This window comes from Arthrobacter sp. SAFR-023, from assembly GCF_051965295.1.
In the GTDB taxonomy this organism is placed as follows: domain Bacteria; phylum Actinomycetota; class Actinomycetes; order Actinomycetales; family Micrococcaceae; genus Arthrobacter.
The window spans coordinates 1-16,954 of the sequence record NZ_JBQCMF010000025.1 but is presented as its reverse complement, the minus strand read 5'-3'; the positions used below and the strand labels follow the sequence as shown (position 1 = coordinate 16,954).

The window sequence follows — 16,954 nt, the reverse complement described above, 5'->3', positions numbered from 1 at the left end:
CCGTGGGGGGCGCTACGGCCGGGAAGCTGAACGTGCCCCGGGTCGCACACTAAAAATACATCATTGTATGATTAATGCAATAGCTTTACCTGACTTACCGATAGCCCGGCCGCGGCATCTGCTGCACGCTGGAGGTTAAGGTAGGTCATGACCCACGATATTCACGCCGCCCCGGAACGTGCACCGATCCTGGCTCGGCTCAAGGCCGCGGGCGTGCCCGTTGACGTCTCGGGCCGCCGGTTGGCAGAGTACTCCTACGACGCGTCCAACTACCGTGTGCCGCCGCTTGCTGTCGTTTTCCCGGGCAGTGTTGAAGACGTCGTCGCCGTCGTGGCGGCGTGCCGGGAAACCGGAACGCCGCTGGTCAGCCGGGGCGGGGGGACGTCGATGGCCGGGAACGCCATCGGTCCGGGCCTCGTGCTGGACTTCTCGCGGCACATGAACCGGATCATCAGCATCGACGAACGAGCCGGAACAGCGGACGTTGAACCCGGCGTCGTACTGGCCACCCTTACCCAGGAGGCTGAGAAGGCGACGGGCGGGAGTCTGACGTTCGCCCCTGACCCGTCGTCGAAGAACCGCGCCACCGTTGGCGGTTCCATTGGTAACGACGCGTGCGGCAATCACTCGGTCCGCTACGGCCGGACCTCGGACCATGTGGTGGAGCTCGACGTCGTCACGTCCGGCGGCGCCCGGCTCACCGCCACTGCCACGGGACTGCGGGCAACGTATCCGGCCGATGCCTATTCCGTCTCGGTCGCCTTCCAGCTCGCTGAAGACCTCAAGCAGCTGGCCCAGGACAACCTCGCGGCGTTCCGCGTCGAGCTTGGCCGCATCCAGCGCCAGGTCTCGGGCTACCCCCTGGCCAACCTCCTGCCCGAACACGGATTCAACGTCGCCCGGGCACTCGTCGGCACCGAAGGCACCTGCGCCGTAGTGGTCCGGGCCCGCATGAAACTGGTCCCCAAAGCCCCCAGCGCGCTCCTCGTGTGCCTGGGCTACGCCGACGTCGTGGATGCCGCCAAAGACATCGAGACGATCCTCGAATTCTCCCCGGCAGCCGTCGAAGGCGTCGATGAAGCCATCGTCGACACCATGCGGCTGCGCCGCGGCTCCGACTCCGTCCTCGGCCTTCCCGAAGGCAAGGCCTACCTCTACGTCGACCTGGACGGGGACAACCCCCACGATGTCGCACAGGAAGCCAGCCGGCTGCTGGAGCGGCTGGCCGCCAACGGCCGCCTCGTCGACGGCCGCGCCGTCCCCGACACCACCGAACGCGCCACTCTCTGGCGGGTCCGCGAAGACGGCGCCGGCCTGTCCTCCCGGCCCGCCAGCGGCGGGGAATCCCAGCCAGGGTGGGAGGACTCCGCCGTCGCCCCGCAGAACCTGGCCGCCTACCTGGCCGGCTTCCGGGACCTCCTGGCGGACTACGGCCTGACCGGGATCATGTACGGGCACTTCGGCGCCGGGTGCATGCACATCCGGATCACCTACAACCTGCGCAGCGAGCAAGGCCGCAGCGTGTTCCGAAAGTTCACCCAGGCTGCCGCCGAACTCGTGGTACGCCACGGCGGCTCCCTTTCCGGTGAACACGGCGACGGCCGTGCCCGGTCAGAGTTTCTTCCCGTGATGTACTCCCCCGCGATGATCGCCGCGTTCGAAACCTATCGCAGCCTGTGGGACCCGGCCGGGATCCTCAACCCCGGATCCATCACCGACGCGGACCCGATCGACTCCAACCTTGCACTGGACGGCATCCCGGAGCGCGAGTGGCGAACCCACTTCGAACTCCGCCCCGTCAAGGCAGCAGCCGCCGGAGCCGACAAGTGGGTGCACGCAGTTCAGGCGTGCATCGGCGTCGGCCGGTGCCGCTCCGACGCCGGAGGCGTCATGTGCCCCAGCTACCGGGCGACAGGGGACGAAAAGGACTCCACCCGCGGCCGCTCCCGCGTCCTGCAGGACATGGTCCGGGGTGCCCGCAGCATCGACGACGGCTGGAAATCCGAGGACGTCCGCGAGGTCCTGGACCTGTGCCTGGCCTGCAAGGCGTGCTCGAATGACTGCCCCGCCGGGGTGGACATGGCCACCTACAAGTCCGAGTTCTTCTCGCACTACTACAAGGGCAAGATGCGGCCCGTGTCGCACTTCTCCCTCGGCTGGCTGCCGCGCTGGCTGAAAATCACCACGCTCATCAGCCCGCTCGTGAACGCCGTCATGGGTAGCCCGCTCGGTAAGGTTGTTGCCTCCGCGGGAGGCCTCACCACCAAGCGTTCCATGCCGCGGTTCGCGTCCCACAAGATGCTCCGCGACGCCCTCGAACCGTTCGGCACGAACAACGGGACGGCCGACACGGTCCTCTTCGTCGACTCGTTCACCAAGGGCTTCCGGCCGGAGGTGGCGGGGGCAGCCGCCCGCGTCATCGAAGGCACCGGAAGGCAGGTCGGCTGCGAAGCCGATGCCTGCTGCGGCCTGACCTGGATCTCCACCGGCCAGTTGGGCATCGCCAAGAAGATGATGGCCAAGGCCGTGGCAAAGCTCGACGACGGCACCGATGCGCCGATCGTCGTCATCGAACCCAGCTGCGCCGCCGCGCTGAAAAAGGACGCCCCCGAATTGCTTGGCACCGACGCCGCCAAGCGGGTCTCGCACCGCATCCAAAGCTTCGCCGAGGCCGTCAAGGGCTGGGTCGACGGCGGGTGGCAGCCGCCCGCCGTCCCCCAGGCCGTGACTGTCCAGACGCACTGCCACGAATACTCAACCTTCGGCGCCACCGTGCAGCGCAAGGCACTGGCGGCCCTGGGCGTGGCCGATGTCAAGGAAGCAACCGGCTGCTGCGGCGTCGCAGGTAACTTCGGGTTCGAGGCCAACCATTACGACATCTCCATGAAGGTCGCCGAACAGGCCCTCGCACCCGCCCTTACCAAAACGGCGGCAGACACACCGGTCCTCGCCGACGGCTTCAGCTGCGCCATGCAAATCAAGCAGCTGGACCCGGAACGCAAGAGCCTGCACCTCGCCGAACTCCTCGACCCCCAAGCCGCTGATGCTCGGAAAGGCAGCGCAAGTAGGGACAATTGACGGCTTGGATGGCTGTCGGCAGAACGGAGCAGGCCCGGGCCGATCTGAGGTCAAAGGAAAAATGGAGCCCCCTGTCGGATTCGAACCGACGACCCCCGCTTTACAAGAGCGGTGCTCTGGCCAACTGAGCTAAGGAGGCGCACCCGTAAGGGCAGGCGCCGAGACGGCGCTAGATAAGGTTAGCCCAAGGACCGCCCGCCCGTAAAAACGGACGCCCGGCAACAACAGACACCCAGTTAAACAGAACAGTGGCCCGGCGTCCGGAAAATCCGAACGCCGGGCCACTGCCCATGAAGAACCTCTAGGCCTTGGCCTTAATGGCCGCCTCGACGAAAGCGGGGAATTCAGTCTGGGCACTGTCGCCCTTGCCCCACTGCTTGCCGTCCACGAGGACCGTCGGTGTACCGCTCACGCCAATGGCCGCGGCCTCCTGCGTGGTGTACTTGACCCACGGACGGTACGTCTTGTTCTCGACGCAGGAGTCGATGCTCTTGGCGCCGACGTCCGTGGCCAGCTTCTTCAGTTCGTCGTCGGAGAGCCCGGCGCCGCCTTCGGCCGGCTGGTTGGCGAACAGTGTGTCCACAAATGCCGAGTACTTCTCCGGGGATTCGTTCACCACGCAGGCGGCGGCGTTGGCTGCACGGGAGGAGTAGTTGGTGGTGGAGCGGGTGTCCAGGAAGCCCAGGGCCCGGTACTCCACGGTGATCTTGCCTTCGTCGCGGAGCTTCGTCAGGGTCTCGTTGTACGTCGCTTCGAAGTTCTTGCAGACGGGGCAAATGAAGTCGATGTAGAGGACAACCTTCACGGGCTTGCCCTTTTCGGCCTCCGCACCCGGCGCCGTAACGGTGGCGGGTGCCGAGGCCGCAGGCGACGGAATGTCTGCCACGTTCACGGTCGCGGCGTCCGACTTAGCCACTTCGGTGCCCTTGAGCAGCGTGACACCGCCATGGACGTTTCCGTTGGCCGGGGTGGGGCCCTGGTCCGCCACCGGGGCGTTGTTCTTGAGGCTGCTGGTCACCACAAGCGCGACGACGGCAAGGATGGCCACGACGGCGACCACGATGCCCCAGCCAATGAGCAGTTTGTTCCGCTTGTCCTTCTTAAGCTGCGCCTCGCGGATTTCGCGGGCTTTCTCGCGGGCGTCAGCCGTGCGTTGTGCTTTGGACTGGCGGGGTTCGTTTGCGGGGCTCATTAGTTCCTCGTGTCGTACGGACAGATGCGGACCACCCGGGGCCAACTCCCCCAGTTTAGGGGAGAACCCGGAGCTTGCGCTTTCAAGTATTTCGTTCAGCCTGACCAACGGACGAATGGCCCGGAAGATTCCGGCCCGATAGGGTTAATGAGAGCCACAAGCAACCTCAGGGAGCCCCAATGCACGGAGCTGTAAGCGACATATCCGACACAAAAACGGAAAGCGCGGCCGTGCCCGGCAGCAGCTCGGACCCCGCCAAGGACGGTCCGAAGGATGCCACCAAGTACGACTTCATGGTGGTCTCCAACCGCCTGCCGGTGGACCGCTGCGCCCCCGGCGAGCCGGGAGATGACGGCTCCGGCTGGCGGCGCTCTCCCGGCGGCCTGGTCACCGCCCTTGCTCCGATGATGACCAGGACGGACGGAGCCTGGGTGGGCTGGCACGGTGCCGCGGACGAGACAGTCGAGCCGTTCAGCCACGGGGGCATGGACCTTGTCCCGGTCCAGCTCAGCAGCGATGACGTTGAGCTGTATTACGAAGGCTTTTCCAACGCGACGCTGTGGCCCCTGTACCACGATGTCATCGCGCCGCCGGAGTTCCACAGAACCTGGTGGGACGCCTACCGCACGGTGAACAAAAGGTTCGCCGACGCCGTCGTCCGTACCGCCGATGAGGGCGCAACTGTATGGGTGCAGGACTACCAGCTCCAGCTGGTGCCGCGGATGCTGCGCCAAGCGCGGCCGGACCTGAGGATCGGATTCTTCAACCACATCCCGTTCCCTCCGCCGGAGATCTTCGCGCAGCTCCCCTGGCGCCAGGCCATCATCGACGGCCTGTTGGGAGCCGACCTGGTGGGCTTCCAGCGCAGCAGCGACGCCGGCAACTTCATGCGGTCAGCCCGCCGCTTCCTGGGCGCCAGCGTCAAGCAGCAGCAGGTCCACGTGAAAGACGCCGACGGCGCGCACACCCATATCGCCCGCGCCCAGGCCTTCCCCATTTCCATCGACGTCCAGCACATCACCGAACTGGCGCAGAAGCCCGAGATCATTGAACGCTCCCGCCAGATCCGGCAGGACCTCGGCAACCCGAAGACCATCCTGCTGGGCGTGGACCGGCTGGACTACACGAAGGGCATCGGCCACCGGCTCAAGGCCTACGAGGAGCTCCTGAACGAGGGCAAGCTCAACGTGGGCGACGCGACGCTGATCCAGGTTGCCAGCCCCAGCCGGGAGCGCGTGGAGCAGTACCGGCTCCTGCGCGAAGAGGTCGAGGGTACCGTGGGCCACATCAACGGCACCTACGACACCATCGAAAACACGGCCGTCCGCTACCTGCACCACAGCTACCCGGTGGAGGAGATGGTGGCGCTCTACCTGGCGGCGGACGTCATGCTGGTCACGGCACTGCGCGACGGCATGAACCTCGTGGCCAAGGAGTACGTCACGGCACGCACCAGCAACGACGGCGCCCTGGTGCTCAGCGAATTCGCCGGCGCCGCGGACCAGCTAAAGCAGGCACTGCTGATGAACCCGCACGATATCGACGGCCTCAAGGACGCCGTAATGCGGGCCGTCAACATGCCCCCCAAGGAAGCGGCCCGCCGCATGCGCTCCATGCGCAAGCAGATCCTCGACCACGACGTCGACCACTGGTCCGCCGACTTCCTGAAGGCCCTCAACGAGAAGGTGGTCCGCGATGACTCCTGAGGCTGATCACACCGGCGAGGCCGGCCGCACCCGGCTGGCACTGTCCCCCGAACTGCTGGAGGCGGTGCGGCGCATCGCCGGCACGGACCACCTGCTGGTCGCCATGGACTTCGACGGCACCATCTCCCCCATCGTGGACCACGCCGGGGACGCGCGTCCGCTTCCCCGCTCGGCTGCCGCCTTCGCCGAATTAACCGCTTTACCGCGTACGACGACGGCACTCATCTCCGGGAGGGCACTGGACAGTCTGCGCGCGGTCGCCTCCCCGCCGGAGGAGACCCTGCTGATCGGCAGCCACGGCGCCGAGGCGTGGCTGGGTCCGGGGTCGGTGCCGCTGACCCTCGACCCGGAGCAACTGTCGCTCCTGGACGAAGTCCGGGGCATCCTGACCGAAATCGTGCAACTGGCCCCCGGGACCGTCCTGGAGGAAAAGCCGGCCGGCGTTGTGCTGCACACCCGGCTGGCCGCGGACGACGTCGCGGAGGACGCCGTGGCAGCGGCCCGCGCCGCGCTCCAGGACCGGACGGGCGTCTACCTCAAGAACGGCAAGCGCGTCCTTGAGACATCCGTGGTGCACGCGTCCAAGGGTGAGGGCGTTGACTTCCTGCGCCAGGCCACCGGCGCCACGGGCGTGCTCTTCGCTGGCGACGACACCACCGACGAGGATGCCCTGGCCCGCCTCGGGCAGCACGACGTCGGCGTGAAGGTGGGCCTCGACTTCACCCAGGCGCAGTTCCGGGTGGAGGCGCCGGTGCACATCGCCGAGCTCCTCGAAGCGCTGCTGCGGGAACGCCGCAAAGCCGTCGCTCCCGCGTAGCGTGCAGGAGTCCTGTGACGCATCCCATCTGTGACGTCCGTAACATTTTGTCCGATTCACGATAAATCTGACATACTCTTCTTTGTGATGTGGCGCACAGAACCGTGCGGCGTCACTCGATGCTCCTCGGCCTGGGCCGGGGAGTCACCATGTAGGGCATAACTGAATTACATGAACCATTCACTACGGATCGTCCGGCACGTACCTGCCGGTGAAGGGATTGATAACTGTGGCAACAGTTACTTTTGACAACGCTACGCGTCTGTACCCGGGCACCGAAAAGCCCGCTGTTGACAAGCTCAACATCGAAATCGCCGACGGCGAATTCCTGGTCCTCGTTGGACCCTCCGGTTGCGGTAAGTCCACCTCCCTGCGCATGCTCGCAGGCCTCGAGGACGTCAACGCCGGCCGGATTCTCATTGGCGACCGCGACGTCACCGACGTTCCGCCGAAGGACCGCGACATCGCGATGGTTTTCCAGAACTACGCGCTGTACCCGCACATGACCGTGGCGGACAACATGGGCTTCGCCCTCAAGATCGCCGGTGTCAGCAAGGAAGAGCGCGCCGAGCGCGTCCGTGAAGCCGCCAAGCTCCTGGACCTTGAGCAGTACCTCGACCGCAAGCCGAAGGCACTCTCCGGCGGTCAGCGCCAGCGTGTCGCCATGGGCCGCGCCATTGTGCGTAACCCGCAGGTCTTCCTCATGGACGAGCCGCTCTCCAACCTGGACGCCAAGCTCCGCGTCCAGACGCGCACCCAGATCGCTTCCCTCACCCGTCGCCTGGGCGTCACCACCGTTTACGTGACCCACGACCAGGTCGAGGCCATGACCATGGGCGACCGCGTTGCGGTGCTCAAGGACGGCCTGCTGATGCAGGTGGACACCCCGCGCAACCTGTACGACCGCCCCAAGAACGTCTTCGTAGCAGGCTTCATCGGCTCCCCCGCCATGAACCTGCTGGAACTTCCCGTGGTAGACGGCGGCGTCCAGTTCGGCGGCACCGTCTACCCCGTGCCGCGCAACGTCCTTGAAGAGGCTCACGGCCAGACGGTTACCCTGGGCAGCCGGCCCGAGGACCTCGAGACCGCAGCACAGGGCGAAGGCATCCAGGTAGAGGTCGACGTCGTCGAAGAACTCGGTGCCGACGCCTACGTCTACGGCCACACCACGCTGGACGGCAAGACCCACGACATCGTGGCCCGCGTCGACGGCCGCCGCCCGCCGATGAAGGGCGAGTCCCTCTGGGTCCGTCCGCAGTCCGGCCACGTGCACCTGTTCGACACCAAGACCGGCGAGCGCCTGGGCGACTAACAGTCCTCCCCACCGGCACCCTAACCTCGCTCCGCTTCGGCCAGGGAACCCTGCCGGCGTGGGCCCAGCGCAAACGACGGCGGTCCTCCCCTAAACCGGAGGGCCGCCGTCGGGCTTTAACCGCTGTCCCCTTTTAGGCACCCCCTGCAAAATACGGAAGAATTGAGCCATGACCGAGGAACACAACGCGCAGTGGCACGATGAACCCACCGACTACGGGCAGATCGGCAAACTGCCGCGGTTCGAAGCGGCCAGCGCCAACGACGACAAGGCAGCCTCGGTCGCCAGCAACCTCAACATCACGGCGGCCGCCGCCGACCCCGAGCTCCTGGACCTGCCGTGGCACATAGCGCTCGAGGACTGGCCGGCGGAAAACCTCGCCGCGCTCCCCCGCGGTATCTCGCGGCACATCGTGCGGTTCGCCCACCTCGGCGGCTCAGTCATCGCCATCAAGGAAACGTCCGAGCACGTGGCCCGCCACGAGTACCACATGCTCCGCAAGCTCGCGCGCCTCGACGTACCCTGCGTGGAACCCGTCGCCGTCATCACCGGCCGCACTACCCCCGACGGCCGTCCCCTGAACCCGGTCCTCGTGACCCGGCACCTCAAGTTCTCCATGCCGTACCGGGCGCTCTTCTCGCAGATGCTGCGCAAGGACACGCTCACCCGGCTCATCGACGCCCAGGCGCTGCTCATGGTCCGGCTGCACCTCATTGGCTTCTACTGGGGCGACGTCTCGCTCTCCAACACCCTGTTCCGCCGGGACGCAGGAGCCTTCGCCGCCTACCTGGTGGACGCCGAAACCGGCGAACTGTACCCGGACCTCTCCACCGGCCAGCGCGAGTACGACCTGGAGATCGCCCGCGTCAACATCGCCGGCGAACTCATGGACCTCCTCGACGGCGGCCTGATCGAGGAGAAGGTGGACCCGGTGGCCACCAGTGAACTCATCATGGAAAGCTACCGTCGCCTCTGGACCGAGCTGACGGCCAAGGAATCCTTCGAACTGGGCGAGCGCTGGCGCGTCGGCGCCCGCATCCGCCGGCTCAACGAGCTCGGCTTCGACGTCGAAGAGTACGCGATCAAGACCACCCAGAACGGCTCCACCATCCAGCTGCAGCCGAAGGTGGTCGACGCCGGCCACCACATGCGCCGCCTGCTGCGCCTGACCGGACTCGACGCCCAGGAGAACCAGGCCCGCCGCCTGCTCAACGACATGGACACCTTCCGGGCCGACAACAACCCGGAGATGGACGAGGAATACAGCGCGCACCTGTGGGTCAGCCAGATCTTCGAGCCGATCGTCCGGTCCATCCCCCGCGACCTCTCCGGCAAGCTCGAACCCGCCGAAGCCGTACACGAGGTGCTGGAGCACCGCTGGTACATGTCCGAGAAGCAGGAACGGCACATCCCGCTGGCCGAGGCCGTCCAGTCCTACATCGACTCCATCCTGCGCCACCGCCGCGACGAAGCCGCCATCATGCTCAACCCGGACACGGAGCTGCTGAAGATCCTCGCGGTGGAAACCGAGGAATCCCGGTACGGGGACGATGAGACCGAGGACGACTATCCCGACGCCGACGACTGAGGTGCTGCGTTGACCACCCTGATCCGTGCCGTCCGGCCGTGGGGACAGTCGCTGAGCGATGTCCTCATTGCAGACGGCAGGATCTCAGCCGTCGAACCGCACCGCGCGGCGAGACCGGCGGCGACTACCGTCGTCGAAGGCCGCGGCCGGCTGCTGGTGCCGTCCTTCTCCGACGTCCACGTCCATCTGGACTCCACCCGCATCGGGCTGCCGTTCCGCGAACACACGGGCGGGCCGGGCGTGTGGACCATGATGATGAACGACCGGCTGAACTGGCGCAACGCCGAAGTCCCGCTGCAGGAGCGCGTCAACAACACCCTCGGCCGAATGATCGCGCGGGGCACCACCCGGGTCCGTTCCTACGCCCAGGTCGATGTGGACTGCCGGCTGGAGCGTTTCGACGCCGTCGCCGCCGCCAGGGACCAGTTCAGGGACCGGGCCGACGTCGAAATCATCGCCTTCCCGCAGGCCGGCCTTCTGCGGGAGGAGGGCACCGTCCCGCTGATGGAAGAGGCGCTGAAGGCCGGCGCAAACGTCATGGGCGGCATCGATCCCTGCAGTCTGGACCGCGACCCCGCCCGGCACCTCGACATCGTTTTCGGGTTGGCCGAGAAGTACCAGGTCCCCATCGACATCCACCTGCACGAGCCCGGCGAACTGGGTGTTTTTAGCACCGACCTGGTGCTTGAACGCACCCGCGCGCTGGGCATGCAGGGCAAGGTGACCATGTCCCACGCCTACCAGCTGGGCAGCGTCTCCGAGGCCACCACCCGCCGGCTGATCGATGAGTTCGCCGAACTGGACATCTCCATGGCCTCGGTTGCACCGGCAGCATCCGGCCAGCTCCCCCTCCCGTTGCTGGCGGAGGCGGGTGTCCGTGTGGGCCTTGGCGAGGACGGCCAGCGTTACTACTGGTCCCCGTACGGAAACACGGACATGCTGGACCGCGCCTGGCAGCTGGCCTTCACGCACGGCTTCCGCCGGGACGAACTGATCGGGCACTGCCTTGCCATCGCCACGGTCGGCGGCGCCAGCGTCCTGGACCCGTCGGCAACCCGGCTCAATGGCACGGCGCACCGCCCGGGCCTTGAGGCTGGCGACCCGGCCGAGCTGGTGCTGCTGGACGGCGAAACGGTGGCCTCCGCGGTCATGGACCGGGGCACCGACCGCACCGTGATCCACCGCGGCAGGGTTGTGGCCGACGGCCTGGAACTGGTCTAGGTCTGCCGGGGGCCCTGGCCGCCCTCCGTTAGATCGCCTTGCCCGGGTTCAGGATGCCGGCGGGGTCGAAGAGGTTCTTGATACGGCGCTGCAGCTCACGGAGCGGCTCCGGCTGCTCGAGGCCCAGCCAGCGCAGCTTGTACTGCCCCACGCCGTGCTCGCCGGTGATAGTCCCGCCCATTTCCAGGGCCGCAACAATGGACGCGTCGAGTGCCGTGTTCAGGCGAAGCATGGCGCCGGCGTCCACCTCGTCGTTCACGCGGTCAATCCAGAACGTGGGGTGCAGGTTCCCGTCCCCCGCGTGGGCCACCACCTTCAGCCTGACATCGTGGGCCTCGGCGAGCGCCTCAAGCGCCGCCACGTAGTCCACCAGCCGGGAACGCGGCACGGCAACGTCCTCACCCACGCGGTACTCGTCATCCACCTCGACGCCCCTGCTGTTGCGCCGCAGTTCCACCAGCTGTTCCGCCTCGGCGCTGGCCTCGGTGGTCACCACCGCGCCGCCGGCCGCCAGCACTTCACGCACGACGTCGGCCTCAGCCGCCGCCCCGAAGCCGTCCGTCTGGACCAGGAGCAGCGAAGCTCCCCGGGCCGCGAGATCGGAGCCGTGCAGCTCGTCCAGCTGGGCCAGCGATCCGCCGTCGAGCAGTTCCATGAGGGCCGGCTGCACGCGGGCCTTGCCGACAGCGAGCACGCCGGCCGCCGCCTGCCGGAAGTCGGGGTAAAACGCGGCGATGGTGTGTACCTCCCGGGGCAGGTACTTGAGCCGGACGGTCGCACCCACCACGATTCCCAGCGTGCCCTCCGATCCCACGAACAGCCCGGTCAGGTCGTAGCCAGCCACGCCCTTGAAGGTCTGGTGCCCGGTGTGCAGCAGCGAGCCGTCCGCGAGGACCACGTCCAGGGCCAGCACCGAATCCCGGGTCACGCCGTATTTGGCACACCGCAGGCCGCCGGCGTTGGTGGCCACGTTCCCGCCGATGGTGGAAATCCTGAAACTCGCGGGGTCCGGAGCGAACATAAGCCCGTGCGCCGCGGCGGCGTCGTTCAGGTCGGCGTTGATGACGCCGGGTTCGACGACGGCGGTCTCGTCGTCCGCGTTGAGCTCCAGAATGCGGTTCATCCGTTCCAGGCCAAGGACAACGCACCCCTCGCTGGCATGGGCGCCGCCCGAGACTCCGGTCCCGGCACCGCGGGCCACCAGCGGCACATTCCGGGCAGCACAAGCCTTGACGGTGGCCTGGACGTCGTCGACGGACTCCGCCAGAACCACGGCGGCGGGCAGCCGGTAGTCCACCACGGGGGCCTGGTCCACCGCGTAAACCGCGAGTGCGGCGCCGTCCCGGAGGACCTTCTGCGGCCCCAGGATTGATGTCAGTTCGTCGGCGATGCTGCCCATGGGTCTCCCGTCCAATCACTTTGCTCCAGTCTAGATGTCACGTGGACCACACCCCTCGCCCCTTGGCTCGATCGAAGCCTGTGCTGTCGCACCAACAGCTGGAAGCGTTTCCAATTCAGTCTCTTGACGTGACCACGTTGCCGCGTGCTGTGACTCAATTATCAATCGTTCGAGTGGTGTAAGCGCTTTCATTAATGGCCCTCCCACCCTTAGGATTGGCCAATGTCTGTTGACTCGTTTCTGCACTCGGCGTCGCCTCTGGCCGGCGCCCTGACGCCCATCCACGCCCCGGACAACGCCCACGGCTGGTGGCGATCAGCCGTCATTTACCAGGTGTACCCACGCTCCTTCCGGGACATGAACGGCGACGGCATCGGTGACCTCGCTGGGATCACCGCCGAGATGCCGCAGCTTGCCGAGCTCAACGTGGACGCCGTCTGGCTCTCACCCTTCTACCGCTCGCCGCAGCGCGACGCCGGATACGACGTCAGCGACTACTGCGACGTCGACCCGATCTTCGGCACGCTCGGCGACTTCGACGGCATGGTGGCTGAGGCGAACCGCCTGGGCCTGCGCGTCATCGTGGACTTGGTTCCTAACCACTGCTCAAACCAGCACCGCGATTTCCAAGCCGCACTGGCCGCCGGCCCGGGCAGCCCCGAACGGGACATGTTCATCTTCCGGGACGGCCGGGGCACCGAGGAAAACGAACCACCCAATAACTGGGAATCGCACTTCGGCGGCTCCGCCTGGACCCGCATCACCGAACCTGACGGCACGCCCGGCCAGTGGTACCTGCACCTCTTCGATTCATCGCAGCCGGACTTCAACTGGGACAACCAGGCCGTGCATGACGAGTTCGAGCGCATCCTGCGCTTCTGGCTGGACCGGGGCGTCTCCGGGTTCCGCGTGGACGTCGCGCACGCCCTGGTCAAGGCCCCGGGCCTTCCCGCCTGGGGCGGGCGCGCGGACGGCAGCAGCTCCGACGGGTTCCCCGGACACGAGGCGCCGATGTTCGGCCAGCCGGCACTGCACGACATCTACCGTGCGTGGCGCAGGATTCTCGAGGAGTATGGTCCCGACCGCATTCTCTGCGCGGAAGCCAACGTGGACCCCCTGCCGCGGCTGGCCCACTGGGTACGGCCCGACGAAATGCACCAGGCCTTCAACTTCCCCTACCTCCACGCAGGGCTGGACCTCCCCCGCCTGCGCCACATCGTTACCGAGTCCCTGACGTCCCTGGATGCCGTCGGTGCCCCCAGCACCTGGGTGCTGTCCAATCACGACGTCGTCCGGCACGCCACCCGCTTCGGGTACGACTGGTCTGGGCCGCGGGACGGCGACGGCATCGGCCCCAAGGACCCCCAGCCGGACGAGGAGCTGGGCCGGACCCGGGCCGCGGCGGCGTCGCTGTTCATGCTGGGCCTCCCCGGCGGCGCCTACCTGTACCAGGGCGAAGAGCTTGGCCTGCCCGACGGCATCGACATCCCGGACCGCCAGCGGCAGGACCCAACATTTGCGCGCACCGGCGGCGCCCGGCTGGGACGCGATGGATGCCGGGTCCCGCTGCCGTGGAAGGCATCCGAACGCCACAGCGGCTTCGGCGATGGCGACGAGCCCTGGCTCCCGCAGCCGGAGAGCTTCGCGAAACTGGCGCGGGACGCCCAAGCCGGGGACCCGTCGTCGCACTTAAACCTGTACCGGCGCATGCTCAATGTCCGGCGGGAACTGGACCTTGGGCGGGGTTCGCTCGCCTGGGCGGAGGAATGGTGCACCGCGTCGTCCCTGGCATTCCTCAACGGGGACATTCTGGTGGTCATGAACATCGGTCCAGATCCCCTGGAACTGCCCGCCGGCGAGGTTGTGCTCCGCAGCTCGTCGCACTTGGGCCCTGGCGACGAAGATCAGCAGTTTGGCCTGGGCCCGGGGGAAGCCGTCTGGCTGCGGATCTCTGCAGAGGGCATGAAGGGCTGAGACATGGCCGGCATCAAGGACGTTGCGGAACGGGCCGGGCTTTCCATCGCCACCGTTTCGCGAGCCTTGAGCGGCAGGGGGCACGTGTCGCCGGCGAGCCGCGAGCGTGCCCGGGCAGCTGCGGCCGAGCTCGGCTTCGTGCCCTCCTACCAGGCATCCAGCCTCGCCTCCGGCCGCACCCGGAATATCGGCCTTGTGGTCCCCACCGTCCGCCGCTGGTACTTCGCCTCGGTGGTGGAGGGCGTCTCAGCAGCTCTCCTCGACGCCGGCTATGACCTGACGCTCTACAACATCACGGAGGGGACCGTCCGGCGCCGGAGCATTCTCCAGGACTTCCTGCTGCGGAAACGCGTGGATGCGGTCATCGCGGTGGCACTGGCGCTGACGGAGGACGAGATCGGCCAGATGCTGGCCATCCAGCGGCCCCTCGTGGGCATCGGCGGAGCGTTGCCGGGAGCCTCCACCGTCCGAATAGACGACCACGGCCTGGCGGAAACTGCCGTCAACCACCTGATCCGGCTCGGCCACAGCCGGATCGCACACATTACGGGCGATTCGGTGTACGAGCAGGACTTCAAGATCCCGCGCACCCGGCGTGCAGGCTATGAGAAGGCGATGACGGCTGCAGGACTTCCCGTGCGGCCGTCGTGGGTAGTCCGGGCTGACTTCACCGTCGAGGGTGCCTACGCCGTGGCACGGGACCTGCTGGGGCGAACCTCGGAACGGCCCACCGCCGTCTTTGCAGCCTCAGATGAGATGGCGATCGGCACCATACTGGCGGCCAGGGATTTTGGGCTCAGGGTGCCGGAGGACCTGTCGGTACTCGGCATGGACGGGCACGAACTGGGGGAACTATTCGGCCTGACCACGATCGATCAGGATCCGCGCGGCCAGGGAGCCTTGGCTGTGCGCTTGCTGCTAGAAGGGTTCGACGGCGGAACGGACCGGGCCGTCCTGGACACCGAATACCCGACGCGGTTTGTGGTTCGCCGGAGCACGGCAGTGCCCCCGGCGTAGGTTGCCGCTACTGTGCAGCGCTGCCCATGAACCTTGCGAAGCGGTTCAAAACTTCCGGCCAGTCCTTCTCCCAGGCGGCACGGGTGCCGGCCGGATCCTCGGCCCCTTCCCAACCGTCATGGACTACGCGCACCTCGGCGCCTTCCTCAACGCCGCGGAACACGACGCGCAGCTCGGTTGACCACAGCGCGGTACTGCCGGGATACCAGGATGCGTGGAATGACAGCGGAGGCTGCCAGTCGTCAATGGTTCCCCAGGTGGCGCCCCGGCCGTCATCGGAGCTTTCGAGAATCAGGTTCTCCTCGAACTCCACGTACGAGCCCGGACCATACACACTGTTGGTCTCCAGCGGCCACCAGAGATGAGTGTGGTCGGTGAACCCCATAAAGGCGCGGGACACAGGCCCGGGGACCACCACGGTGCAGATGACCGGGTCCAGGTTATCTACGGGCTCGGGCGCTTCGTTGCCGGCGGCGTGGCTGAAGAGATTTTCCATGGCTACCAACTCTACCGGGCCTCCCCCGACGCTTCCTCACATCCCGTCGCTTCAACGTGGGCCCTTCCTCACATCCCGTCGCTTCAACGTGGACCCTTCCTCACATCCCGTCGCCTAAGCCGGACTGCTCGAGGACCGCGTTACTGTAGCGGGGCTAGCTGCTCGCGCCGGACGCGATAACACCGGCGCCCAACGCGGCGATGATGCCGCTGCTGACGCGTTCGACGCCGGTGCTCACCTTTGGGCGTCGCAACCAGCCCATCGCTTTGTAAGCGATAAGCGCGACGACGGCCAGGTAGGCGAATGCGATGACCGCCTCCACTGAGCCAAGGATCATCGCGGTGCCCATGGTGTCGCCGCCCTGAGGGATGAACTGCGGGACGACGGCCAGGTAGAAGAGGCCAACTTTGGGGTTGAGCAGAGTGGACAGCGCCCCCGCGCCGAGGCCGGCCAGGTTGCTGTACCGGAGCGCGCCTCCTTCTTTACCGCTCTCCATGCCGTCCCTAGCAGCCTTCCGCGTCTTCAGGAACGAGGAAATGCCGAGGTAAAGCAGATAGAGGCCCCCCGCGATCTTGAGCCAGCGGAACACCTCGGCGGACTGCTCCAGGATCGCTGCGAGTCCCAAGCCGACGAGGGCCGCCCACCCGATAGCGGCAACTGCCGAACCCGCCGCGGCCGCAATCCCTGCGCTGGGCCGGTTTAACGCGATACGCAGCACCAAGAACGTATCGGGACCGGGCGTAAGGGACAGAATGAGGCACAGTCCAGCGAAGGCAGCGGGGAAGCAAAGGTCATGGTGACGATTATCCCTGATGCTCGAGCGTCCGGGAAAAGCGGCGGGAGGTGAGGACGCGTCGGTGAAAACCCTGCAGGAGGTGAGGACGCGTCGGTGAAAACCCTGCAGGAGGTGAGGCCGCGTCGGTGAAAACCCTGCCGGAGGTGAGGACGCGCCCGGGGGCGTTGGTTGGGCCTGTCGAAACCAGGGCCCGGGTTTGTGGGTGGCCCCGGGTTGGATTACATGTGGGTTAAAAGGCTCAGGCCCCGACGTTTCGTTGTCGGGGCCTGAGCCGTAAATAGTGTCCGGCGGTGACCTACTCTCCCACACCCTCCCGGGTGCAGTACCATCGGCGCTGTGGGTCTTAGCTTCCGGGTTC

12 protein-coding genes, 1 tRNA gene and 1 rRNA gene are annotated in these 16,954 nt (G+C 66.8%); 8 read left to right on the top strand and 6 right to left on the bottom strand.

Translation table 11 applies throughout. The features are described 5' to 3' along the window. Positions 1–147: 147 nt before the first annotated feature. A complete protein-coding gene (locus tag ACTHQX_RS20340; RefSeq protein WP_440159077.1) occupies positions 148–3,078 on the top strand; it encodes an FAD-binding and (Fe-S)-binding domain-containing protein in 2,931 nt (976 codons plus the stop codon). A gap of 62 nt (positions 3,079–3,140) precedes the next feature. Here the strand turns inward: ACTHQX_RS20340 and ACTHQX_RS20335 are convergent. Both ACTHQX_RS20335 and ACTHQX_RS20330 read right to left on the bottom strand, forming a co-directional pair. Then, positions 3,141–3,217 (bottom strand) — tRNA-Thr (locus tag ACTHQX_RS20335). 162 nt (positions 3,218–3,379) lie between these two features. Then, positions 3,380–4,270, bottom strand: a complete 891-nt coding sequence (locus tag ACTHQX_RS20330) for a DsbA family protein (protein ID WP_236806885.1) — start codon at positions 4,268–4,270, stop codon at positions 3,380–3,382. 293 nt (positions 4,271–4,563) lie between these two features. Here ACTHQX_RS20330 and ACTHQX_RS20325 point away from each other — a divergent pair, with 293 nt between their 5' ends. The 5 genes from ACTHQX_RS20325 (at position 4,564) to ACTHQX_RS20305 (ending at position 10,914) form a co-directional block, all read left to right on the top strand. After that, a complete protein-coding gene (locus tag ACTHQX_RS20325; RefSeq protein WP_236808957.1) occupies positions 4,564–5,976 on the top strand; it encodes an alpha,alpha-trehalose-phosphate synthase (UDP-forming) in 1,413 nt (470 codons plus the stop codon). Beyond that, positions 5,966–6,793 carry a trehalose-phosphatase gene (gene otsB, locus ACTHQX_RS20320; protein ID WP_440159075.1) on the top strand — a complete coding sequence of 276 codons (828 nt, stop codon included), beginning with the start codon at positions 5,966–5,968 and terminating at the stop codon, positions 6,791–6,793. Before ACTHQX_RS20325 ends, otsB begins: the two co-directional genes overlap by 11 nt. Positions 6,794–7,022: 229 nt before the next feature. Further along, complete coding sequence (locus tag ACTHQX_RS20315; RefSeq protein ID WP_236806882.1) at positions 7,023–8,105, top strand: ABC transporter ATP-binding protein; 1,083 nt, start codon at positions 7,023–7,025, stop codon at positions 8,103–8,105. Positions 8,106–8,274: 169 nt separating this feature from the next. Then, the gene (locus ACTHQX_RS20310; RefSeq protein ID WP_440159074.1) at positions 8,275–9,693 is read left to right on the top strand and encodes a DUF4032 domain-containing protein; all 1,419 of its coding nucleotides are present in this window, start codon (positions 8,275–8,277) and stop codon (positions 9,691–9,693) included. A gap of 9 nt (positions 9,694–9,702) precedes the next feature. Continuing rightward, entirely contained in the window at positions 9,703–10,914 is a 1,212-nt protein-coding gene (locus tag ACTHQX_RS20305; RefSeq protein ID WP_440159073.1) for an amidohydrolase, read from the top strand. A gap of 28 nt (positions 10,915–10,942) precedes the next feature. On the opposite strand, the gene ACTHQX_RS20300 is transcribed toward ACTHQX_RS20305, so the two are convergent. Further along, complete coding sequence (locus tag ACTHQX_RS20300; protein WP_440159072.1) at positions 10,943–12,313, bottom strand: FAD-binding oxidoreductase; 1,371 nt, start codon at positions 12,311–12,313, stop codon at positions 10,943–10,945. Between the two features lie 222 nt (positions 12,314–12,535). On the opposite strand from ACTHQX_RS20300, the gene ACTHQX_RS20295 reads away from it, so the two are divergent. Together ACTHQX_RS20295 and ACTHQX_RS20290 are read left to right on the top strand one after the other, a co-directional pair. Further along, a complete protein-coding gene (locus ACTHQX_RS20295) occupies positions 12,536–14,287 on the top strand; it encodes a glycoside hydrolase family 13 protein (RefSeq protein WP_440159071.1) in 1,752 nt (583 codons plus the stop codon). A 3-nt stretch (positions 14,288–14,290) separates the two neighbouring features. Beyond that, on the top strand, positions 14,291–15,304 hold the full coding sequence (locus ACTHQX_RS20290; protein ID WP_440159070.1) for a LacI family DNA-binding transcriptional regulator: 1,014 nt from the start codon (positions 14,291–14,293) through the stop codon (positions 15,302–15,304). Positions 15,305–15,311: 7 nt separating this feature from the next. Here the strand turns inward: ACTHQX_RS20290 and ACTHQX_RS20285 are convergent, their stop codons facing one another. The 3 genes from ACTHQX_RS20285 to rrf all read right to left on the bottom strand — a co-directional run. Then, positions 15,312–15,800: a hypothetical protein gene (locus tag ACTHQX_RS20285; protein ID WP_440159069.1), complete on the bottom strand. Its 489-nt coding sequence runs from the start codon at positions 15,798–15,800 to the stop codon at positions 15,312–15,314. A 154-nt stretch (positions 15,801–15,954) separates the two neighbouring features. Continuing rightward, the gene (locus tag ACTHQX_RS20280; RefSeq protein ID WP_440159100.1) at positions 15,955–16,518 is read right to left on the bottom strand and encodes a LysE family translocator; all 564 of its coding nucleotides are present in this window, start codon (positions 16,516–16,518) and stop codon (positions 15,955–15,957) included. Between the two features lie 360 nt (positions 16,519–16,878). After that, positions 16,879–16,954 (bottom strand): 5S ribosomal RNA (gene rrf, locus ACTHQX_RS20275); the annotation flags it as partial.